Origin of the sequence: Sphingobacterium sp. SGL-16 (assembly GCF_011043515.1) — a bacterium.
In the GTDB taxonomy this organism is placed as follows: domain Bacteria; phylum Bacteroidota; class Bacteroidia; order Sphingobacteriales; family Sphingobacteriaceae; genus Sphingobacterium; species Sphingobacterium litopenaei.
In genome coordinates, this window is record NZ_JAAKGQ010000011.1 from 35,773 (window position 1) to 58,289 (window position 22,517).

Sequence of the window (22,517 nt, forward strand, 5' to 3'; positions counted from 1 at the left end):
AAGAAACATGGCAAGTATTCAGACACAATTAGAAGCAGCTCAGAAAGCGAAAAAGGTAATAAACGCGTTGACTGTAGCGGAAAAGCAAGCAATTTTAATTGGGATTTCGGAAACCTTATTGGAGAATATTGAAAGTATCATAGTAGAGAATAAAAAGGATCTTGATCGTATGGATCCTGCTGATTCCAAATACGATAGATTGTTGCTGACAAAAGAGCGTATCATAGGTTTGTCCAATAGTGTTTTGGACGTGGCTAATTTACCTGATCCTACAGGTATTACCTTAGTTTCGAAGGTGTTACCGAATGGCTTACAGATCGAAAAAAAATCAGTAGCATTAGGTGTAGTGGGAGTGATTTATGAAGCACGTCCGAATGTGACCATTGATGTAGCTGCATTGTGTATTCAATCGGGGAACGTATGTTTGTTGCGAGGTGGTTCTGACGCGATATATACAAATACCTGTTTAGTGAGTTTAATTCAAAATGTGTTAGCATCACAAGGCTTGGATGTTAATTTAGTGCAATTGCTACCAACGGATCGTGGATTGGTGTACGATTTATTGACCGCTACGCAATATGTGGATATCATTATTCCAAGAGGCTCACAATCTTTGATTGATTTTGTTCGTGAGAATGCCAAAGTTCCGGTTATCGAAACTGGAGCAGGAGTATGTCATACCTATGTGGATAAAACTGCTGATTTGGATAAAGCCGTGGCTATTGTCGTAAATGCTAAAACTTCAAGACCATCTGTGTGCAATGCTTTGGATACGATTTTGGTAGATAAAGAAGTTGCGGAAGCCTTTGTGCAAAAATTAGTCACTCCACTTATTCCTTTTGACGTGGAAATTTTTGCTTCCGAAGAATTGTATCCCGCATTTGAGCAGTTGAATTATCCTTATTTAGTGAAAGCAAGTCAAGAAGATTTTGGTCGAGAGTTTTTAGATTTTAAATGTTCGATCAAAACGGTGGATGGACTAGCGGAGGCATTAGATCATATTGATATATATTCTTCCAAACATTCGGAATGTATTGTTTCTCAGGATGAACAAAATATTAATATCTTCTTACAAGCTGTGGATGCCGCGGCGGTGTATGCCAATGCCTCAACTCGATTTACCGATGGTGGAGAATTTGGTTTGGGTGCCGAAATCGGTATTTCTACACAAAAATTGCATGCTCGTGGACCTTTCGCCTTAGAAAAGTTAGTCACCGAAAAATGGTATATTCGTGGTGACGGACAAATTCGGTAATAAATGGGGATACGATTTGAAAAAGACACTATCCTGAATTGGATAAATGAGATGGGAAAATTCCTGCGTTTGCTGGTAAGCAAATGGGAAGGAGAATTGGTGGAATTGGAACCCGAAGCTATCTCAAATGGGTATAAAGAATTCTTTAAAAGAGAGCGTGAAGAACTATTAAAAATGGATGAAAATGAACTTATCATTTTCGTCGCATCTTTAGAGCCTGAACAAATTCGTCCATTAGCACAATTGCTGATGTATGATGGATTGCTAAATTCAGATAAGGTTATTTTGCAAAAAGCAAAAGTTCTTTTTGAATACCATATGAAATCTTCGGGAAGTTTTTCTTTAGAAGATTACGACCTGCTAGGTCAGATTGATAAAGCATTAAAATAGAAAAAGTCGGTAAGCGACTTTTTCTATTTTAATATTTCTCGCGCAATTACTAATCGTTGAATTTCCGATGTGCCTTCATAGATTTGAGTGATTTTCGCATCGCGCATTAGGCGTTCCACGTGATATTCTTTCACAAAACCATAGCCACCGTGAATTTGTACAGCTTCAACGGTATGTTTCATCGCGACTTCTGAAGCATGTAATTTGGCCATTGCAGCTTCTTTTCCATACGGTACACCTTGATCTTTCGTCCAGGCAGCTTTGTAGGTTAACAATCTAGCGGCCTCGATTTCCACTTCCATATCGGCTAATTTGAATTGTATGGCTTGATGATTAGAAATCGGTTTACCGAAAGTTTTTCTTTCTTTGGAATATGCCAATGCCAAATCATAAGCTCCAGCCGCGATGCCTAAAGCCTGTGCTGCAATCCCAATACGACCGCCATCCAACGTCTTCATCGCAAATTTAAATCCAAACCCATCGTCACCAATGCGATTTTCTTTAGGCACTCTGACATCAGAGAACATCAGTGAATGCGTGTCCGAACTACGAATACCTAATTTATTTTCTTTTGGTCCAATTGTAAAACCAGGCATTCCTTTTTCAACAATCAGCACATTAATTCCTTTGTGTCGTAGTTCAGTATTTGTTTGTGCAATAACAAGGTATATATCTGCGTTACCACCATTGGTAATCCAGTTTTTTGTTCCATTCAAAAGATAATGATCGCCTTTGTCTTCCGCTTGCGTATGCTGTGAAGAAGCATCAGACCCTGCTTCGGGTTCTGACAATGCAAAAGCGCCAAGTTTTTCTCCCTTTGCTAGGGGTACTAAAAATTTCTGTTTTTGTTCTTCTGTACCATACTCATTCAACCCCCAAAGCACAAGAGAATTATGCGCGGAAACAATCACTGCCGCAGAGGCATCGATTTTAGCCAATTCTTCCAACACCAATACATAGGCAAGAGTATCCATTCCTGCACCGCCATATTGTTCAGGAGTCATAATACCCATGAAACCTAATTCTCCCATTTGCTTGACAAATTCGTAAGGAAATTTTGCTTCTTCATCACGATCGATTACACCTGCTTTGAGCTCTTGGGCGAATTCACGTGCAGCGTCGCGAATCATGATATGTTCTTCAGATAGTTCAAAATTCATTTTAGTAAAGTTTATATGGTTGTAAACCAAATATAAAAAATTTTATTATGCTAGCATAATATTTTTATTGTTTAATTTTTAAGAATTTTAAAAGAATGTCAAAGGGAGGATAATTGTAAACCAAATTGTCAGTTATATGTTATATACCAGTGAAAATAAAGAATTTTATTAAAAAATATTTGGAAGAATATCAAAGTCTACTATATTTGTAGAGTTAATAGATTTTTGAATTTAAAACAAAGGGAATATGAGTTTAAGATTAGGAGATGATGCGCCAAATTTCACAGCGCAAACCACAATTGGAGAGATTGATTTTTATGATTACACAGCAGGCAGTTGGGTAGTATTATATTCGCACCCTTCAGATTTTACACCAGTATGTACCACTGAATTGGGTAGAACTGCACAATTGAAATCAGAATTCGAAAAACGTAATGTAAAAGTTTTGGCTTTAAGTGTTGATCCTGTAGAAGAGCATTTAGAGTGGGTAAAAGATATTAACGAGACTCAAAATACAACTGTTGATTTCCCAATCATTGCCGATAAAGATCGTAAAGTAGCAGAATTGTATGATATGATTCATCCGAATGCTTCGGCAACAGCGACAGTTCGTTCGGTATTCGTAATTGGTCCAGATCGTAAAATCAAATTGACATTGACTTATCCAGCTTCAACAGGTCGTAATTTCAATGAGATATTGCGTGTGATTGATTCGTTGCAATTGACTGCAGATTATTCTGTGGCTACACCAGCAGATTGGAAGCACGGGGAAGATGTAATTGTAGTTCCTGCAATTAAGACAGAAGACATCCCAGCTAAATTTCCAAAAGGATTTAAAGAAATTAAACCTTATTTGCGGGTAACACCTCAGCCTAATCTATAATCTTCGCTACTAGCACAAACAACATATATAACAAGAAAGCCAACTCTATCAGTTGGCTTTTTCATTGTATGAGTTTTTTCGTTTTCTCAGTATATAAGAAACTAACACCGCACATATGACTATTATCAATAAGTGAACAGCCAGCTGTTCGAAGTCAAAACTATAGTGCTCATTACTTGAGAAATACAAGAAAGTTTGTGTTGCTAATAATAGAGACAAGAATATGAATAAATATATCCAAAAAGTTTTCATGTTAGTTCTAAGATATTAAATATCTAATATTCAAACAAATAAAATTTAGTAAAAAAGGACACATTGCTGTGTCCTTTTAATATATAATGGATTTTAGACTAATTTCTTAATAAACTTTTACGATGTAAATGTAGTCTTGTAACTTTTTAATTTGTTCGGTACGACTTAATTTGTTCAACGCATTTTTATTATTCAAAACGATATTTCCTTTTAGGGACTCACCAGGAATGCGGTTCAATGTTTCAATCAATTCTTTCGATTTGATTGCAAAGGCTGCACCGTCAATTCCTTTTTGTTTACCCGAAATAATACCTACAACATTGCCTTGAGCATCTAATACAGGACCTCCACTATTACCTGGGTTAACAGGAATTGAAATTTGATAAGCGATGGTATCACCTGCATAACCTGTATTCGAACTCAAATAACCTTGTCCGTATACGGCTTCATCACGAGGGAAACCAATAGTGTAAATATCTTCACCTACGTCTGTAAGTTGTTTTTTGAATGTATAAGGTATAGCTTTGGTGTTTTTGAAGCTAGAGTCCGAGATACGCAAAATCGCTAAATCTTTTTCAGCATCCGTGTGAATAATTTCTGCGCGGTAAGCTTTTCCTTTGTTGTTTTGCAATTGGATGGAATCTGCGCCATTCACTACGTGATAGTTTGTCACGACATAACCATCTTTGGTCAATAAGAAACCAGTCGCACCAAAGTGTGAAGGAGTCTCTTTTTGAGGTTTTTCGTTTTTGTTGATGTTTTGTAACACTTTGTTTTGAGCTGTTACATTACGTTTTACAGAATTCATTTCACGACGCAAAGCACTATAATCTGAAGTCGCTTTTTTCACATCTGTGAAATAACCTGTAAACCAAAGCGTGCTGAAAACAGAAATAACAGCAACAGCAGCAGCGATACCTGTATTGATTTGTAATTTGCTCCAGAAGGAAATTACTTTAGTACCGAAATCTTTTTCTTCTTCTGTTTTGAAAGAATCTACTTTTTCAGCACCTTCTCCTAAAGCAGCTTTAAATAAATTTCTGCTTTCATTGTCTTTGAAGGTTTTTAAGAAAGTCTTATGTTCTTCGAAAATTTGAGCATATTCAGGATTAGACTTGCAAAAATCTTCGAAGGCTTGAAAGTCTATTGGTTCAAGTTCACCTCTCAAATATTGGTCTGCCCACTCTATGAAATTATGCCTTTGCATCTGCATGTTTGTTACTCCTTGATTTTAATCGTAAAAAATATCTTTTTGAGACGTTGTAAGCATTTATACTTTTGAGTCTTTGCATTATCACTGTTGGTATATCCAAACTTCTCGGTGATGTCTTGCATCGACAAGTTTTTGATATAAAAATCTTTCAGTAACGTCTTGCAAGGTTCTCCTAACTGATTCATGGCTTCATTCATTTGATCGAACTTATTTTCGACCTCTTGATGTTGCTGAATATCTTCTTCTACATGTAATATATCTTCAAAATCGGATATATCGGATGTATTGCTAGTATGACCTTTTCTCGATAATTGTTTTAACCACAATCGACGAGATACAGCATATAAAAAAGTACTGAGCTTACTATTCAACTCAAACTTGTGTTGAGTAATCTTGTCGTATAATACCATCACGGCTTCTTGAAAAATATCTTTAGCCTCTTCATCCGTTCCGTTGTTGTTGACTATCATATGAGCGATAGAAGGGTAGAATGATTTATAAATTCTATTGATGAATCTATTATCTCCCTGCGCGATGCCTTCGATGATTTCAGCGTCCGAAACGTCAGTTGGTAATATGTTCTTAATCTTACTCACTTATTAATACCCTAAAATCCAAATAGTAACCCTTTAAAAATTAAATTTAAGATATGAAAAATATTTGGTTCAAACGTAGGAGATTTTTTAATGAAAAACCAAGAAACTTAATAAAATAACGATAAAATGAAATTAACTTATTGTTATACAACTGATTTGTTTTCACATGAAACGGAATGATTTTAAGATTAAATACACAAAATGAAAATTCCGCAAACGTGTGTGTTTAGGTAGGATGTTGTATTTGCTTTTGGATATGATATTTTTGTTATTTACAACATCTAAATAAATGAATTATAAATCGCTAACATCTCTATTTTTAGCTGTTATTTGTTCGCTGACTAATGCAAACAGTCAAGAACAAATAGGCACTAATTTGCCGTTTACCCAAAGTTTAAGTGGTTTTGCTTTTACTAGTACTGCCCAGCCTACAGGTGATGAATGGCAATCTCCGCAAGCCCTTTCCTTGAATAAAGAATTGCCAAAAGCTTACTTTTTTTCTTTCGCTAACACGAATGAGGCTCTGAAAGTATTGCCAGAACATAGTTCTTATTTCAAAAATCTAAATGGTACTTGGAAATTCAGTTGGGTGAAACATCCAGATGAACGTCCTAAGAATTTCTATGAGAATTCTTTTGATGTATCCAAATGGGATGATGTGCCTGTACCTATGAGCTGGAATATTTTAGGAATTCAAAAAGATGGATCACTGAAATATGGTGTTCCTATCTATGTGAATCAACAAGTAATCTTCCAACACAGTGTAAGAGTTGGAGATTGGCAAGGTGGGGTAATGCGAGAACCACGAAAAGATTGGACAACATATCATCATCGCAATGAGGTAGGTTCTTACAAACGGTCGTTTGAGGTTCCTGCTGATTGGAAAGGAAAAGAAGTTTATATCAATTTTGATGGGGTTGATTCATTCTTTTATTTATGGATCAATGGAAAATATGTTGGTTTCTCGAAAAACTCCAGAAACTTAGCTTCATTTAATATTACACCTTATTTGAATGAAAAAGGGGCTAATACTGTTTCTGTAGAAGTTTACCGTAGTTCAGATGCTTCTTTCTTAGAGGCACAAGATATGTTCCGTCTTCCAGGAATTTTCCGTACAGTATCCTTGACCGCTAAACCTAAAATTCAATTTAGAGATTTGGTGGCTATTTCTGATGTGGTGAATAATTACAAAGATGGTGTGTTGAACATTTCGGCTGATATCAAAAATGCTTTTGATAAAGTGTATAAAGGTTTCCACATCACTTACAAGTTATATGCCAATGCTCTTTATTCGGATAATGTAGAAAATCTTGTTGCTACAGTGGACGATACAAACGGAAGCGAAGCAAAGCTGAGCGCTAAAACATCAGTTTTTACCACAAAACAGTTGAAAATTGAGAATGTACGTTTATGGTCTGCAGAAAGACCTTACCGTTATACTTTAGTAGCGGAACTTAAAGATAAAAAAGGTAAAGTTTTAGAAACAGTTTCTACGTATGTGGGTTTCCGTAAAGTTGAAATTAAAGATACCAGAGCACAAGATGATGAGTTTGGATTAGCTGGTCGCTACTATTATATTAACGGCAAGACTGTGAAGTTGAAGGGTGTGAATCGTCATGAAAGTAATCCCGAGACAGGAAAGGTTATTTCGCGTGAGCAGATGGAAGATGAAATCAAATTGATGAAGCGTGCTAATATCAACCATGTGCGTAATTCACACTATCCAGATGATCCTTACTGGTATTTCTTATGTGACAAATATGGTATCTATTTGGAAGATGAAGCCAATATAGAAAGTCACGAGTATTATTATGGTGACGCATCGTTATCTCATCCTATTGAATGGAAAGATGCACACGTAGCACGTTGTGTAGAAATGGTACAGGCGCGTATAAATCATCCTTCAGTTGTGATTTGGTCATTGGGTAATGAGGCTGGTCCAGGTAATAACTTTGTAGAAGCTTATAAAGCTATTAAAAAAATTGATACATCACGTCCTGTTCAGTATGAGCGTAATAATGCTATTGTAGATATGGGATCGAACCAATATCCTTCTATTAGCTGGGTGAAAGGTGCTGTGACAGGCAAATTTAATTTGAAATATCCTTTCCATATTTCGGAGTATGCGCACTCTATGGGTAACGCAGCCGGTAACTTAATTGATTACTGGGAGGCTATGGAATCTACTAACTTCTTTATGGGAGGTGCTATTTGGGATTGGATCGATCAATCTATGTTTTATTATGATAAGAATACAGGAGAGCGTTTCCTTGCTTATGGTGGTGATTTTGGTGACACACCAAACGATGGTACCTTTGTGAATAATGGTTTGCTCTTTGCTGACCGTACAGAAAAACCTCAATATTGGGAAGTGAAAAAAGTTTACCAAAATGTTGGTGTAAAAGCTTTGGATATTCAAAAAGGCGAAATCGAAATCTTCAACAAAAATTATTTTGTGTCATTGGAAGATTATGATATTCAATGGGCACTATACGAAGATGGTGTAGAAATCGAAAGAAGTTCTGCGTTTATCGGCCCTAAGAATATTATTAGTCCTCGTCAAAAACAAATTGTACGTGTCCCTCTTTCTTTTGATAAATTAAAAGAGCAGTCTGAATATTTTGTGAAGATCCAATTCTTGCAAAAAGAAGCTCAAATATGGGCGCCAAAAGGCTACGTGCAAATGGAGGAACAGTTGTTAGTGAAGAATGCTTCAAACAAACCTTTAATTTCTTCAGTAGCAAAAGGAAATCCATTAAAGGTTTCTGATAATGCAAATTTAAAAGCTGTAGAAGGTGATGGCTTTAAAGCGATATTTGATCTTCAAAAAGGAACAATTCATAGCTTAGTATACAATGGTAATACAATTATCCGTGAAGGCGAAGGTCCACAATTGGACGCTTACCGTGCGGCATTGGATAATGACAATTGGGCTTACCAACAATGGGTCGCTAAAGGTTTACATAATTTAAAACATAAAGCTTTATCAAATTCGATTTTCCAAAGAGCGGATGGTGCATTGGTATTATCTTTCGTGGTAGAATCACAAGCGCCTAACGCAGCAACTATTGTTGGAGGAAATTCAGGTACATATAAAATTATTGAGCATTCGGACAGAGCTTTTGGTGTTTCGGATTTCAAATTTACTACTAATCAGATTTGGACAGTTTATCAAGATGGTTCTATTGAGTTAGAATCTATTATTTCATCAAATGATGCAAGTTTTGTATTGCCTAGATTGGGCTATGCATTGCAGCTTCCTGAAACATTAAGCAATTACAATTATTATGGTCGTGGCCCAATAAATAACTATGCTGACCGTAAAACTGCTCAAAATATTGAGTTCCACAAAAGCACGGTTAAAGATCAGTTTGTGAATTGGTCTAACCCGCAAAGTATGAGTAATAACGAAGAGGTACGTTGGGCTTCATTAACAAATACAAGTGGGCAAGGTGTTATTTTTGTTGCAAAAGATCAATTGTCTACCTCTGCTTTACCTTGGTCAGAATTAGCAGTTACTTTAGCAACCCATCCACATGAATTACCTAAAAGTTCGGGTACACATTTACATTTGGATGCTGCGGTAACTGGATTAGGGGGTAACAGTTGTGGGCAAGGTCCTCCATTGGATCCAGATCGTGTAAAGGCGGATACTCATTCAATTGGTTTCATTATTCGTCCAGTGAATAACAATTTTACAGCACAAGCAAATGTGGCTGTGGCTGGTGAAATGCCTTTGACTGTTACACGTTCGAATGCAGGTGAGGTTACTATTGCAAGTGACAATAAAGATGCTAAAATCCTTTATCAAGTTGGAAAAGGAAAGCCTCAATTGTATACTTCTTCTTTCCGATTAAGAGAAGGAGGAGAGGTTTCGGCTTGGTATCAAGCAAATACCAAGATTAGAACTTCGGTAGTTTTCCCAAAAATAGAAACAGTACCTTTAAGTGTAGTATTTGCTTCAAGTGAGGAAACAGGAGAAGGAGCGAAATATTTGGTAGATGGCAATGTAAATAGTATCTGGCATACAATGTATTCGGTTACTGTTGCTCAATATCCGCACTGGGTAGACTTCGATATGGGGGAAGAAAAGCAAATCAAAGGATTTACATACTTACCTAGACAGGATGGACCGAATGGTCGTATCAAAGATTATAAGATTCAAGTAAGTTTAGATGGCAAAACTTGGTCAGAAACTATAGTAGATGGTAGTTTCTCTCGTGAGCCAAGCTTACAAACTGTTCGTTTCAAAAGTGCCGTAAAAGGACGTTATTTGAGATTTACAGCATTGAGTTCTCAAAATGGTGCTGACTTTGCTTCAGGAGCAGAATTTGGCATTATAGCGGATTAGTAGTTTAGTTTCACTTCTTATATTGGAAGAGCAAAGATGTTATGTCTTTGCTCTTTTTGTTTGTAATTAAATTTTATTAACTTATACTTATTAATAAGGTATTATGGAAAAGATTATTAAATATCCACATCCACATGGTGAAATCACTGTGTTGTGGAAGCCTGAATTATGTATTCATGCTGGTGTATGTGTAAAAATGCTTCCTCAAGTATATAAACCCAAAGAAAGACCTTGGTGCAACCCCGAAAATGCTTCAGTAGAAGAATTGATTAATCAGATTAAAAAATGTCCATCAGGAGCGCTAGGCTATGAATTAAAGAGACCTGATAATCAAATGGAGATTCAGCTTAGAGATTATTTTGATAGAATAGCTATTAGAGTCTAATAAATATTCTACAAATCAAAAAAAAGGTTATCCAAATAAATGAATAACCTTTTAAGAGCGGTCTGGACGGGACTCGAACCCGCGACCCCATGCGTGACAGGCATGTATTCTAACCAGCTGAACTACCAGACCGTTTTTGGTTTTAAATCTTGACTCAGACATGCGACTCTCCCGACAATCGGGATGTTCAACCAGCTGAATTACCAGACCTAAGATTTTTAGTTGTTGTTTTATAAAAAGAATTTTAGCGGTCTGGACGGGACTCGAACCCGCGACCCCATGCGTGACAGGCATGTATTCTAACCAGCTGAACTACCAGACCTAAAATCTTTTTTTTAATGCTTTAAAGAACGATTGAAAGATAAGAAATAATTTGGCGGTCTGGACGGGACTCGAACCCGCGACCCCATGCGTGACAGGCATGTATTCTAACCAGCTGAACTACCAGACCTAAATTATTTTCAATATTTTTCAGAACGATGAAAGAAGTCTTTCTTTCTCTTGCGGTCTGGACGGGACTCGAACCCGCGACCCCATGCGTGACAGGCATGTATTCTAACCAGCTGAACTACCAGACCTTTTTGTTTAAATCTTACACTCACACAACCTACTTTTTTAATTGTTAGGATACTCTCCCTTGTAAGCTTTCAGACTCAAACCCTTCATCTGAGAAGGTGTGCAAATATAGGGCTGTTTTGCGTAAAAACAAACTTTTTTTGAAAAAAAATTACTCTACAGCACCCTCTTTCATCTTCTCTGCATTCTCTGCAAATTGCAATGCATCGATAATCTCCTGAATATCACCATCCATAATTGCTGGAAGGTTATACATCGTCAAACCAATTCTATGTTCAGTTACGCGACCTTGTGGATAATTATAAGTACGAATTTTTGCAGAACGGTCTCCAGTGGACACTAAAGTCTTACGTTTTGCCGCGATGTCACCATTCTTTTTGTTCAATTCTATTTCGTAAAGTTTGTTACGAAGCATTTCCATTGCCAATTCACGGTTGGCTAATTGAGAACGTTCCACCTGACAAACGACAACAATACCAGAAGGCTTATGCGTCAATTGAACTTTGGTTTCAACTTTATTTACGTTCTGACCACCGGCACCACCTGAACGTGATGTCTGCATCTCAATATCGCCAGGATTTAATTCTACATCGACATCCTCAGCTTCTGGCAATACCGCTACTGAAGCTGCAGAAGTATGTACACGACCTTGTGTTTCGGTATCTGGTACACGTTGTACACGGTGTACGCCCGATTCATACTTCAATTGACCGTAAACATCTTCACCAATTACTTTTAGGATTACCTCTTTATAACCTCCTGAAGTACCTTCCGTAACATCCATTACTTCGTTACGCCATCCTTTTTTCTCAAAATAACGTGTGTACATACGGTACAAATCTCCTGCAAAAATCGCTGCTTCATCACCACCCGTACCTCCACGAATCTCAATAATAGCATTTTTAGCATCTTCAGGATCTTTAGGAATTAACATAAGACGGATTTCTTCTTCTTTTTCCTCTTTTTGAGCATAAAGTAGATCTTGTTCCTCTTTTGCCATTTCCCTTAATTCTTGATCCTTTTCATTCACAAGAATATCTTTGTTAGCTTCCATATTGCTAACGATGTTTTTATAGATATGGTATTGTTCAACGATTTTGCCCAAGTCTTTGTACTCCTTGTTCAATTTTGCAAATCGTTTCATATCAGAGATGGTTTCTGGCTTGCTTAATTCAGCTTCCACTTCTTCCCATCTTTCCTTAATAGCTTGTAATTTTTCTAACATAATTCTAAATCCTACAGGTAAATTTTGCCTTTTGGAGACGCAAAATTACTGAAAATTTATGTTAAAACCGTAGTATTTGTTAATGACTTGACACCGCTTTTAGACCAACTATAGAAGCGATAAGCGTAAAAATGAAGAATATGCGCCAAAAGTCAGCGGGTTCTTTGAAAAAAAAGATGCCCATTAATACTGTTCCGACAGCGCCTATGCCTGTCCATACCGCATATGCTGTGCCTAAAGGTAAAGTTTGAGTCGCTTTAATCAGTAATCCCATACTTGCAAATAGGGAGATAACAAATCCTAAATACCAAAGATACATTGTCGTGCCACTTGCTTCTTTGGCTTTACCAAGACAAGTTGTAAATCCAACTTCAAATAAACCTCCTAAAATCAAAAATATCCAGTTCATATTCTTTATATTGTTTGATACAAAGGTCTGGATTTTAGAAAGAATTAATTTTTACAAATGCTAAAAAGTTATCTAATCTCTGCCCGGATTCTAGACAAAGTGACTTGTGAAACACCAAGATAGCTAGCAATATATCCTAGTTTGATACGCTGTAAAAGTTTGGGGGCTTTTCCTAATAAATCAGCATAGCGCTCTGCCGCAGATTTGAAAAGACTTTGCATCAGACGGGATTCAATTTTCAATGTTTCCAATTCGGCAAGTTTTCTTCCCCAGTTCGCAATAGGAAGAGAGGTGCTGTATAAAGATTGCAATTCAGCTATAGAAATGCGATAGACGATACAATCTTCAAGCGTGTCTACAATTTCATAAGTTGGGAGATTGTGAATATAACTGTTGAGGGGTAAAATGATATCTCCAGGGAAACAAAAATCGAGTACAACTTCTTTTTCTTCTTTTGGATAAAAAATCCGACAAATGCCTTCTTCTAAAAAATAGATATATTTGATGACTTGTTGCTGTTGGATAAGGATTTCATTTTTGGATAGCGTCACTTTTTCCGCTAATCCTATTATTTTTTCCATTTCATCATCTTGCAATGGAAATATATCAAGCAATCCTCTCTTTAATTCCATTTCTGCAAACTTAATTTTTCCCCATCCCATACTGCGTAGGTACGATGATTTATCCATTCTCCTAAATTTACCACATGAGTAGCTCCATTCAATATAATATCGTATGGGACATGACGGTGACCATAAATCATATGATCATAATGTTGGGCTTGTAAAATTTCTTTACTGTATTGAATCAGCCATTCTTTATCTTCACCCAAGTAGGTTTCGGGCGAATTGCTGGATACGCGGCTGTGTTTTGACCAACGTGTGGCAATACCAATACCTAAATTCGGATGCAGTCGGGCAAATAACCATTGGCAGAAGGAACTTCTAAAAAATTTCTTTAAAAATTTATATTTAGCATCACCAGGTCCAAGACCATCACCATGATGAATATAGAAAGATTTCCCGTTGAGATTCAGAATCAACTCATTATCAACGATTCGGGCGTTTAGCTCTTTTTTCAAATAGCCAAACATCCACATATCGTGGTTACCTTTGAAAAAAGTAAGTTTAATGCCTAAATCTGCCAGTTCAGCAAGCTTTCCCAAAAAGCGAATATAACCTTTGGGTACAACTGTAGCATATTCAAACCAAAAATCAAATATATCACCCACAAGATAAAGTTCTGCAGCATCCGCTTTGATAGAATCTAACCATTGAACTATAACTTTCTCACGTTCTTCTGATTTTTCTAATGGGTAAGCCCCCAAATGGAAGTCCGAAGCAAAATATATCTTGTTTCTTGTTTGCATACGCGGTAAAAATACCAAAATCACTATTGCAAACAAACTGTATTGTTGTAAATGCTTAATAATTAGTAGATTTGATAATAAAACTAACCAGTTATGAAAACAAAATTAATTTTTGTAATGTTGTCGATAGCTATAGTTAGCTGTCAGTCACAAAATAAAATTGAAGCAGTGAAAGATATTACGCTTAAACCATACCCGCAAACAGAGAAGATAGAGCATAAGGATACGTACTTTGGTGTAGAAGTAGAAGATCCTTACCGTTGGTTGGAAGATGATTTATCTGATAAAACAAAGGCTTGGGTTACCGCGCAAAACGAAGTTACTCAGGATTATTTAGGGCAGATTCCTTTTCGTGATGCTATAAAGTCACGATTGGAGACCATTTGGAACTATGAAAAATATTCAGCCCCAACTACAGAGGGGGAGTATATCTATTGGTACAAAAATGATGGATTGCAAAACCAAGGTGTATTATATCGTAAAAAAGGAGAAAATGGAAAAGAAGAGGTTTTCTTGGATTTGGATAAACTTTCAGAAGATGGTACTACTTCCGTAGGCGGAATTTCTTTTAGCAAAGATGGTTCTCTGGTGGCTTATCAATTATCCGAAGGTGGCTCAGATTGGAGAAAAGTAGTAGTTTTAAATACGGAAGACAAGGCTGTGGTAGGAGATACCTTAATTGATGTGAAGTTTTCGGGACTGGCTTGGCGAGGGAACGAAGGTTTTTATTACAGTTCTTATGACAAGCCAAAGGCTGGTTCTGCTTTATCTGCTATGACAGATGTACATAAGTTATATTTTCATAAGTTGAACACACCACAAGCCTCAGACGAACTAGTATTTGGGGGAGAAAATTTAAAACGTCGCTATATTGGAGCTGGATTGACAGAAGATGAAAGGTTCTTGATTGTGAACGCAGCCAATACCACATCGGGTAATGAGATGTGGATAAAAGATTTGAGTAATCCGGAATCCAATTTTGTTTCGATGGTAAATAATATGGATAAGAACCATTATATTATCGATAATGACGGGAGCAAGTTATTTATTTATACCGAGCTGAATGCTCCGAATGGTCGTATCGTAACCGCAGATTTTGCAAATCCAACTCCCGAAAATTGGAAAGACTTAATTCCAGAAACCGAAAATGTATTAAGCCCATCATCAGGTGGTGGAAAAATCTTTGCTTCCTATTTGAAAGATGCGACTTCTTTAGTCAAACAGTTTGATCGCAAAGGAAAGCTTGAGCGTGAAATCGAATTACCTGGGGTAGGTACAGCATCAGGTTTTGGTGCGAAGTTGGGCGATAAGGAGTTGTATTATTCGTTTACTTCCTACATACATCCAAGTACAATTTATAAATATGATATTGCTACGGGCAAGTCTGAAGTTTATAAAGCCTCTGGTGCGAAATTCGATCCTTCGCAATATGAGTCAAAACAAATTTTTTATACTTCCAAAGATGGGACGAAGATACCGATGATTATTACACACAAAAAAGGTGTAAAATTAGATGGTACTAATCCAACCTTGTTGTATGGGTATGGTGGCTTTAACATTAGTTTGACGCCATCATTTAGTTTGGCTCATGTGATCCTATTAGAACAAGGTGGTGTATATGCTGTGGCTAATCTGCGTGGAGGAGGAGAATATGGTGAGAACTGGCATTTAGCAGGTACAAAATTGAAAAAGCAGAATGTCTTTGATGACTTTATTGCGGCAGCAGAATACCTTATTAAAGAAAATTATACTTCTTCAGAAAAATTAGCGATTGCTGGAGGTTCAAATGGTGGGCTTTTGGTTGGTGCTTGTATGACGCAAAGACCAGAATTGTTCAAAGTTGCTTTTCCTGCAGTTGGTGTGTTGGATATGTTGCGTTATCACAAATTTACAGCAGGAGCGGGATGGGCATTTGATTTTGGTACCGCAGATGAAAGTAAAGAAATGTTTGATTATTTATACAAATATTCACCCTATCATGCGTTGAAACCAAAAACAAACTACCCTGCAACGATGGTTACTACAGCAGATCATGATGATCGAGTGGTGCCTGCGCATTCCTTCAAATTTGCTGCTCGTCTGCAAGAATATCATACGGGAAGTAATCCTGTGTTGATTCGTATTGATACCAAAGCTGGTCATGGCGCAGGCAAATCTACAGCCATGCAGATTGAAGAAAATGCCGATCGTTGGGCTTTTATGTTCCAAAATATGGGGATTGGCTATACCGAAATTAAATATTAATTTAGTAAGGACGACAAAGGGTCGTCCTTTTTTATGGTCGAAAAATTAATACAACATATTCATAGCATTGTATCTCTGACTGATGAGGAAATGGTAATCGTTCGAGAATTGGTCAAAGAAAAGGAAATTCCTCGTAAGAAATTCCTGCATCAGGCAGGAGAGTTAGCTTCTTATGCTGCTTTTGTGGTGGAAGGATGTTTACGTTCGTACACAGTTGATCGAGATGGTTTCGAGCATATTCTGCAGTTTGCACCTGAAAATTGGTGGATTTCGGATATGTATTCAATGGTAAAAAATAAGCCAAGCGAATTGAATATTGATGCTTTACTGGATAGTAAGGTGTTGTTATTAAGTCGATCTTGTCAACTTTCTATTTTTGATCGAATACCTAAACTGGAACGTTATTTCCGCATTTTGAGTGAAAATGCGTTAGCGGCAAGCAATCAACGTACTATCAATTACCTGAGCTTGACAGCTAAAATGCGTTATGAAAAATTCTGTGAATTATATCCCTCATTAATCCATACTATTCCACAGAAATCCATTGCTTCTTACATTGGTATTACACCGGAATTTCTAAGTAAACTGCGTGCGGAGCGGAGTTAATTAAATTAGAAAAATCTATAGTTTGAGAAAATATATAAATTATCATACCGATTGGTATTTTATTTTTATATTTACTTTTAGTATGAGCAAAGAGTTATCAAAAGCAGAGCGCACAAAGCAATTCATTATTGAACAAACAGCACCTATTTTCAATGCGAAAGGTTATGCTGGTACGTCGCTTACGGATTTGACTCATGCAACTGGACTGACCAAGGGGAGTATTTATGGTAATTTTGAAAATAAAGACGAAGTAGCTCTTGCCGCCTTTGACTACAATTTTAATCGTGTCACGAATTATATAAAAGAGCGAATATTAAAAACTGAAAATTCAATAGAACGACTTTTGGTATATCCGAAGGTATATAGGGATTTTTTGATTATTCCGTTTTTACAACCGGGTTGTCCCATTTTGAATACGTCTACCGAAGCAGATGATACACACCCAAAATTAAGGGAACGCGCTACTAATGCACTTTCCTTTTGGAAAACATCTATTGAAAACCAAATTAAAAGAGGTATAAAACGAGAAGAAATTAAACAAGACACCGACCCGACTGAATTTGCGGTTATTTTAATATCGCTAATTGAAGGAGCCATAATGCAAGCTAAGGTGACTGGAAAATCAACAGAATTACGAATTGCCATGAATTTTTTGACACAACTTATTAATAATCTAAAAACATAATTTTTTTTATTCAAAAATATACCATTCGGTATATTTTTATAAAATTTAAATACATAACAATGAATACATTAAGAAAGATTGTAGAAAGTAAAATTCGGATCCAATATCAGGATTGTGATCCTTTCAATCACCTGAATAACTCCAAATATATTGATTGCATTGTCGCTGCATGAACAGAGCAGTTACTAGATAATTATAATTTCAATACGGCAGACATACTCCAAAAACATGGTGTCGGCTGGGTGGCTGCGCAAACACAGATTTCATACATATGTCCAGCAATATGGCTTGAAAATGTGATTGTAGAAACAAGACTTATTGCTTTTTCGGAGTTCAGCTTATTAGTAGAAGGGATTATGTGGAACGATAGTAAATCACAAATTAAAGCGATTATGTGGGGGAAATTGGTACACTTCAATATTAAAACCCAACGCAGTCACAAACATTCGCCAGAATTCATGAATCTATTTGAACAGATACATTATCCAATAGAGAACGCTAAAAACTTTAATGATCGCGTAAAAATATTAAAACAACTAAGCCAATAATTTTATGAAACGATTACTGTTAATTTCAATAATGTTTGCTACTGTCTTGGTCAACGCGCAAACATTCACGCTGAAAAGTAATGAACTCGGTGGACAAGCCACCCACAAACAAGCGTTAAACAGTATGGGCTGCAATGGACAAAACATTTCGCCACAACTGTATTGGGAAAATCAACCTGGAGGAACTAAAAGTCTTGCAGTAACAATTCATGATGCAGATGCACCCACGGGAAGTGGGTGGTGGCACTGGCTGATTTTTGATATTCCGGCGAACATTACTGAATTAAAATCAAATGCTGGCAACACAGCTTTGAGACTTGCACCAATCGGATCGATACAAAGTATGACCGATTTTTAAAACACAAGGTTATGGAGGACCATGCCCTCCCGAAGGAAATAAGCCTCATAAATATACTATTACAATTTATGCTTTGAAAACCGAAAAGCTGGGATTAGATGCAATGGCAAATCCTGCTTTAGTTGGTTTTATGTTAGAGCAAAATTTTATTGAAAAGGCTTCATTAGTTTTTTTTTACAAACGATAGTTGACAAAGTAGAGATGGAAAATATGAAAACAATACTTATTACTGGAGGAAGTCGAGGCATCGGAGCGGCTACAGCAATATTGGCTGCAAAAAAAGGTTATGCTGTAGTCGTGAATTACTGTAAAAATAAATCGGAAGCAGAGAGAGTTGTTTCGCAAATAAAAAAAGATGGAGGAGTCGCAGTAGCTCTTCCGGCAGATATTACCAAAGAAAAGTAGGTATTAAATATGTTCAGAGAAACAAAGAAAGCATTTGGTAATATAAATGTATTGATAAATAACGCCGGTATACTCAAACCTCAAATGCGATTTGAAAAAATGAGTATGGAGCGGATTGTTAATGTTTTCAAAACCAATGTTTTTGCCTAGTTTCTTTGTGCGCAGGAGGCTATTAAGCAAATGGCATTTAGCCGTGGCGGTAATGGTGGTGTAATTGTCAATGTATCTTCTTTGGCTTCGAAATTGGGAGCGCCAGACGAATATATTGATTATGCTTCTAGCAAAGGTGCACTAGACACTTTTACTATCGGATTATCCAAAGAGGTTGCTACAGAAGGTATTCGGGTGAACGCCGTACGTCCAGCATTTATTTATACAGATATTCATAAAACTGGTGGAGAACCTGACAGAATTGAAAGAATTAAAAATTCTATTCCATTAAGAAGAGGTGGATTGGCGAAGGAAGTGGCTGAAGCGATATTATGGCTTGCTTCCGATGAATCGTCGTATTGCACAGGAACGTTTATTGACGTTTCAGGAGGGAGATAATTTGAAAAAGTGGTCTCATGAAAACAAAATATTTAGAGAGCGTCCGCAAACAATTTGCGTAATACAAGATGCTCGGTGAAAAAACATTCGCCCAAGTACCAGATGAAAAATTGTTTTAGGAGTACAACGATGATATCGCTCATTTTACCGATGAGTTTTTAAATCCAAAAGATGAAGAAAAATGATAACATAAGAAACAGCAAAAGAATTTGCAGAGCAAGGTTGAATGCATGGAATAGCCACGACATCAATAGCATACTTGAACATTACGACAACAATGTAGAGTTTCTCCTTTAATTTCCTTGTTTAACTTCAATAAGGATGGCGTAATCCAAAATAAAGCGGATTTGAAAACCTATTTTGAAATAGGTCTAAATGCTTATCCAGATTTGCATTTTCAACTTCATCATTGCTTTGTGGGGGTAGATTCTTTTGTAATTTATTACACATCTGCAAAAGGAAGACTTGCTGCAGAAGTTTTTGAACTCAATGAAAATAACAAAGCAAAACGAGTGCTTTGCAATTATACAACCTAAAAGAACCTTCGTTATGAAAATCATTTATTACAAGAAAGAACATCAATATGATTTTGAAAGGCTTAATAAAGCATGGTTGAGTAAGTATTTTGATATTGAACCGCTTGATATTCAGTTTCTATCGAATCCTGAAGAGTTTATTCTTAAAGATGGTGGAACTATTTTATTTGCAGAATATCAAGGATATATTATTGGTACAGTTGCTTTAGTTGTTGTAAAGCAAAATGTTTATGAATTGGCAAAAATGACTGTTGATGAAGCGTATCACGGTTTAGGGGCAGGGAAATTTTTGTGTACATCAGCCATTAAAGAAGCAAAAAAGCGAAATGCAGAAAAAGTGATTTTGTATACCAATTCAAGATTGGAAACAGCAATCAATATCTATCGCAAGTTTGGTTTTAAAAATACTCCTCTTGATGGGCAAAAATTTAAAAGAGCCAATATAAAAATGGAATTAATTCTCAACACATTAAATAGCACGCTATGACATTTACCTTATCAAAATCCTTAGAAATACTTGAAAGGACACCTAGGGTGCTTTCAAATCTACTTTCTGGTTTGTCTGAAGAATGGATAAACGGAAATGAAGGTCAAAATACTTGGTCTGCCAAGCAAGCGGTTGCCCATTTAATAGTCTGCGAAGAAACGAATTGGTTACCCAGAGTAAAGATTATATTGTTCGATAATACAAATAAAACATTGGAACCAATTAGCATGACTTCGCATTTTGATGTGGCAGTGCACCATACGTTGGATTCCTTGCTTCATGATTTTGAAACCCTCAGAAAAAATGGAATAGAAGCGCTAAAAAGTTATCATCTCAATGATTTAGATTTTATAAAATCAGCCTTCCACCCAGAAATCCAAGAAGTCAATCTTAAACAGCTTATATCGACCTGGGCTATCCACGATTTGACTCATATTAACCAGATTTCAAGGGTTTTGGCAAAACAATATAAAAATGAGGTTGGCCCATTTAAAAAATATCTTAAATTGTTGCAATGCATTTAGCATTTGAAAAGGATATTGTTTTAGAAAGTTCAAACTTGCTTCTGAAACCCATTACTTTGTCAGATATTGACAATCTATTATATATTGCTACTTCTGATAAAACATTAATTCAATATTCACCAAAGCAGATTTATACAAAAGCCTTATTGACTACATATATAGAAAATGCTTTGGATATGAGGAGAAATCACAAAAGGTATGCATTTAGTATCTTTTCGAAATCTGATAATTGCTATGTTGGCAGCACCTCTTATTTAAATATTGTGAATGCGGATGATAGACTTCAAATTGGAGCTACATGGATTGATAAAAAATTTCAGGGAACAGGTTTAAATAGCGAATGTAAATACCTTTTGCTGCAATATGCTTTTGAAACACTTCAAGCGCATCGCGTAGAATTTTCAGTGGATGAGCGCAACATACGATCCAGAAAAGCTGTAGAAAAAATCGGTGGTAAATTGGAAGGGATTTTGAGAGAGCATACTTTGATGTATGACGGATTTAGAAGGAAAACATGTTGTTACAGTATTATTAAAAGCGAATGGGAAGCTGTAAAAAGCAGACTAGAAATATTGATTGGAACCAATAGTAAATGCTAAAATAAAGATTCGGTGCCATAAAGGATTGAATTTTATCTATTGAATCATTATTTAGATCTGAAAGCTAGAAAGAATATTTATTAATCTAGGTTAAGAATTCTACCGCGATTAGGAGATAACTTTGTTGTATAAATCATTAAGGAGGATAAAATGAGAACAATAATTCATAAAGCAGATAGCAGAGGATATGCAGATCATGGCTGGTTAAAAAGCTACCATACGTTTAGTTTTGCAGGTTATCATAACCCATCACGTATGCATTTTGGTGCATTGCGCGTGTTGAACGATGACTTTGTTGCAGGTGGTAATGGTTTTGGTCGTCATCCACATGATAATATGGAAATTATTTCGATTCCGTTGGAAGGAACTTTAGCACATGGCGACAGCATGGGCAATGAAGGAACTATTCAGCCCAATGAAATTCAAGTGATGAGTGCTGGAACTGGTGTAGCACATAGTGAATTCAATGGAAGTGAAGTTGATCATGTTCGGTTTTTGCAAATTTGGTTATTTCCGAATAAAGAAAATGTAACGCCTCGATATGATCAAATAAAAATTGATCCTGCGGATAGAAAGAATAAATTGCAGCAAGTGATTTCACCAAATCCAAACGACGAGGGAACGTGGATTCATCAAGATGCGTGGTTTCACTTGACGGACTTGGACACAGGAAATTCTGTGGAATATACGTTAAAAGGTGAGGGTACAGGCGTGTATATTTTCTTATTGGAAGGACAATTAGAGGTTGCTGGTGAAATATTGGAAAGAAGAGACGCTATTGGAATCACAGATACTACAGAAGTTGCATTGACTGCTAAAGAAAATGCTTCTGTTTTGATCATGGAAGTTCCGATGGTATAAAATAGAATATTTAAATAGGCTAGCCCTATCTATCTTGTAAAAGATAGGGCT

General features: G+C 36.4%; 24 protein-coding genes, 4 tRNA genes and 1 pseudogene. 18 read left to right on the plus strand and 11 right to left on the minus strand.

Annotated features, from left to right (window positions below; translation table 11 throughout):
• Positions 1-7: 7 nt before the first annotated feature.
• Positions 8-1,255: a glutamate-5-semialdehyde dehydrogenase gene (locus G5B32_RS05915; RefSeq protein WP_165290631.1), complete on the plus strand. Its 1,248-nt coding sequence runs from the start codon at positions 8-10 to the stop codon at positions 1,253-1,255.
• A gap of 3 nt (positions 1,256-1,258) precedes the next feature.
• Complete coding sequence (locus G5B32_RS05920) at positions 1,259-1,645, plus strand: hypothetical protein (protein WP_165290632.1); 387 nt, start codon at positions 1,259-1,261, stop codon at positions 1,643-1,645.
• 23 nt (positions 1,646-1,668) lie between these two features.
• Here the strand turns inward: G5B32_RS05920 and G5B32_RS05925 are convergent, their stop codons facing one another.
• Positions 1,669-2,805 carry an acyl-CoA dehydrogenase gene (locus G5B32_RS05925; protein WP_165290633.1) on the minus strand — a complete coding sequence of 379 codons (1,137 nt, stop codon included), beginning with the start codon at positions 2,803-2,805 and terminating at the stop codon, positions 1,669-1,671.
• A gap of 247 nt (positions 2,806-3,052) precedes the next feature.
• On the opposite strand from G5B32_RS05925, the gene G5B32_RS05930 reads away from it, so the two are divergent.
• Positions 3,053-3,688, plus strand: a complete 636-nt coding sequence (locus G5B32_RS05930) for a peroxiredoxin (RefSeq protein ID WP_165290634.1) — start codon at positions 3,053-3,055, stop codon at positions 3,686-3,688.
• A gap of 358 nt (positions 3,689-4,046) precedes the next feature.
• On the opposite strand, the gene G5B32_RS05935 is transcribed toward G5B32_RS05930, so the two are convergent.
• Both G5B32_RS05935 and G5B32_RS05940 read right to left on the minus strand, forming a co-directional pair.
• Positions 4,047-5,147: a S1C family serine protease gene (locus tag G5B32_RS05935; protein ID WP_240899012.1), complete on the minus strand. Its 1,101-nt coding sequence runs from the start codon at positions 5,145-5,147 to the stop codon at positions 4,047-4,049.
• An 11-nt stretch (positions 5,148-5,158) separates the two neighbouring features.
• Positions 5,159-5,749, minus strand: coding sequence for a sigma-70 family RNA polymerase sigma factor (locus tag G5B32_RS05940; protein ID WP_317166091.1), 591 nt, complete (start codon positions 5,747-5,749; stop codon positions 5,159-5,161).
• Between the two features lie 289 nt (positions 5,750-6,038).
• Between G5B32_RS05940 and G5B32_RS05945 the strand changes: the two genes are divergently transcribed.
• The gene (locus G5B32_RS05945; protein WP_165290636.1) at positions 6,039-10,100 is read left to right on the plus strand and encodes a glycoside hydrolase family 2 TIM barrel-domain containing protein; all 4,062 of its coding nucleotides are present in this window, start codon (positions 6,039-6,041) and stop codon (positions 10,098-10,100) included.
• Between the two features lie 103 nt (positions 10,101-10,203).
• Complete coding sequence (locus G5B32_RS05950) at positions 10,204-10,485, plus strand: (4Fe-4S)-binding protein (protein WP_165290637.1); 282 nt, start codon at positions 10,204-10,206, stop codon at positions 10,483-10,485.
• A gap of 58 nt (positions 10,486-10,543) precedes the next feature.
• Here G5B32_RS05950 and G5B32_RS05955 read toward each other — a convergent pair.
• The 8 genes from G5B32_RS05955 to G5B32_RS05990 form a co-directional block, all read right to left on the minus strand.
• Positions 10,544-10,617: transfer RNA gene (locus G5B32_RS05955), tRNA-Asp, on the minus strand.
• A gap of 116 nt (positions 10,618-10,733) precedes the next feature.
• A tRNA-Asp gene (locus G5B32_RS05960) sits at positions 10,734-10,807 on the minus strand.
• A gap of 52 nt (positions 10,808-10,859) precedes the next feature.
• A tRNA-Asp gene (locus tag G5B32_RS05965) sits at positions 10,860-10,936 on the minus strand.
• Between the two features lie 53 nt (positions 10,937-10,989).
• Positions 10,990-11,063 (minus strand) — tRNA-Asp (locus tag G5B32_RS05970).
• Positions 11,064-11,212: 149 nt separating this feature from the next.
• The gene (gene prfA, locus G5B32_RS05975) at positions 11,213-12,286 is read right to left on the minus strand and encodes a peptide chain release factor 1 (RefSeq protein ID WP_165290638.1); all 1,074 of its coding nucleotides are present in this window, start codon (positions 12,284-12,286) and stop codon (positions 11,213-11,215) included.
• Positions 12,287-12,365: 79 nt separating this feature from the next.
• The gene (locus G5B32_RS05980; RefSeq protein ID WP_165290639.1) at positions 12,366-12,695 is read right to left on the minus strand and encodes a DMT family transporter; all 330 of its coding nucleotides are present in this window, start codon (positions 12,693-12,695) and stop codon (positions 12,366-12,368) included.
• Between the two features lie 68 nt (positions 12,696-12,763).
• Entirely contained in the window at positions 12,764-13,357 is a 594-nt protein-coding gene (locus tag G5B32_RS05985) for a Crp/Fnr family transcriptional regulator (protein WP_165290640.1), read from the minus strand.
• Positions 13,318-14,064: a UDP-2,3-diacylglucosamine diphosphatase gene (locus tag G5B32_RS05990; RefSeq protein WP_165290641.1), complete on the minus strand. Its 747-nt coding sequence runs from the start codon at positions 14,062-14,064 to the stop codon at positions 13,318-13,320. Before G5B32_RS05990 ends, G5B32_RS05985 begins: the two co-directional genes overlap by 40 nt.
• Positions 14,065-14,157: 93 nt before the next feature.
• Here G5B32_RS05990 and G5B32_RS05995 point away from each other — a divergent pair, with 93 nt between their 5' ends.
• The 13 genes and pseudogenes from G5B32_RS05995 (at position 14,158) to G5B32_RS06050 (ending at position 22,466) form a co-directional block, all read left to right on the plus strand.
• Positions 14,158-16,308, plus strand: coding sequence for a prolyl oligopeptidase family serine peptidase (locus tag G5B32_RS05995; RefSeq protein ID WP_165290642.1), 2,151 nt, complete (start codon positions 14,158-14,160; stop codon positions 16,306-16,308).
• Between the two features lie 33 nt (positions 16,309-16,341).
• Entirely contained in the window at positions 16,342-16,914 is a 573-nt protein-coding gene (locus G5B32_RS06000) for a Crp/Fnr family transcriptional regulator (protein ID WP_165290643.1), read from the plus strand.
• Positions 16,915-16,996: 82 nt separating this feature from the next.
• Positions 16,997-17,599 carry a TetR/AcrR family transcriptional regulator gene (locus G5B32_RS06005; protein ID WP_165290644.1) on the plus strand — a complete coding sequence of 201 codons (603 nt, stop codon included), beginning with the start codon at positions 16,997-16,999 and terminating at the stop codon, positions 17,597-17,599.
• Positions 17,600-17,658: 59 nt separating this feature from the next.
• Positions 17,659-17,772, plus strand: coding sequence for an acyl-ACP thioesterase domain-containing protein (locus G5B32_RS17640; protein WP_165290645.1), 114 nt, complete (start codon positions 17,659-17,661; stop codon positions 17,770-17,772).
• A 42-nt stretch (positions 17,773-17,814) separates the two neighbouring features.
• The gene (locus tag G5B32_RS06015) at positions 17,815-18,147 is read left to right on the plus strand and encodes an acyl-CoA thioesterase (RefSeq protein ID WP_165290666.1); all 333 of its coding nucleotides are present in this window, start codon (positions 17,815-17,817) and stop codon (positions 18,145-18,147) included.
• Between the two features lie 4 nt (positions 18,148-18,151).
• Positions 18,152-18,505, plus strand: coding sequence for a YbhB/YbcL family Raf kinase inhibitor-like protein (locus G5B32_RS17445; protein WP_262886427.1), 354 nt, complete (start codon positions 18,152-18,154; stop codon positions 18,503-18,505).
• A gap of 58 nt (positions 18,506-18,563) precedes the next feature.
• Positions 18,564-18,692 (plus strand): hypothetical protein, encoded by a 129-nt coding sequence (locus tag G5B32_RS17450; RefSeq protein WP_317166093.1) that lies wholly within the window; start codon positions 18,564-18,566, stop codon positions 18,690-18,692.
• A gap of 23 nt (positions 18,693-18,715) precedes the next feature.
• A pseudogene (locus tag G5B32_RS06025) lies at positions 18,716-19,459 on the plus strand (SDR family oxidoreductase).
• A 302-nt stretch (positions 19,460-19,761) separates the two neighbouring features.
• Positions 19,762-19,995 carry a hypothetical protein gene (locus G5B32_RS17070; RefSeq protein WP_206366801.1) on the plus strand — a complete coding sequence of 78 codons (234 nt, stop codon included), beginning with the start codon at positions 19,762-19,764 and terminating at the stop codon, positions 19,993-19,995.
• A gap of 13 nt (positions 19,996-20,008) precedes the next feature.
• The gene (locus tag G5B32_RS06035) at positions 20,009-20,482 is read left to right on the plus strand and encodes a GNAT family N-acetyltransferase (protein ID WP_165290646.1); all 474 of its coding nucleotides are present in this window, start codon (positions 20,009-20,011) and stop codon (positions 20,480-20,482) included.
• Entirely contained in the window at positions 20,479-21,006 is a 528-nt protein-coding gene (locus G5B32_RS06040) for a DinB family protein (protein WP_165290647.1), read from the plus strand. Before G5B32_RS06035 ends, G5B32_RS06040 begins: the two co-directional genes overlap by 4 nt.
• Positions 20,997-21,605 carry a GNAT family N-acetyltransferase gene (locus G5B32_RS06045; RefSeq protein WP_165290648.1) on the plus strand — a complete coding sequence of 203 codons (609 nt, stop codon included), beginning with the start codon at positions 20,997-20,999 and terminating at the stop codon, positions 21,603-21,605. The genes G5B32_RS06040 and G5B32_RS06045 overlap by 10 nt, the downstream gene beginning before the upstream one ends.
• A gap of 150 nt (positions 21,606-21,755) precedes the next feature.
• Positions 21,756-22,466 (plus strand): pirin family protein, encoded by a 711-nt coding sequence (locus tag G5B32_RS06050; RefSeq protein ID WP_165290649.1) that lies wholly within the window; start codon positions 21,756-21,758, stop codon positions 22,464-22,466.
• The last annotated feature ends 51 nt before the right edge of the window (positions 22,467-22,517 follow it).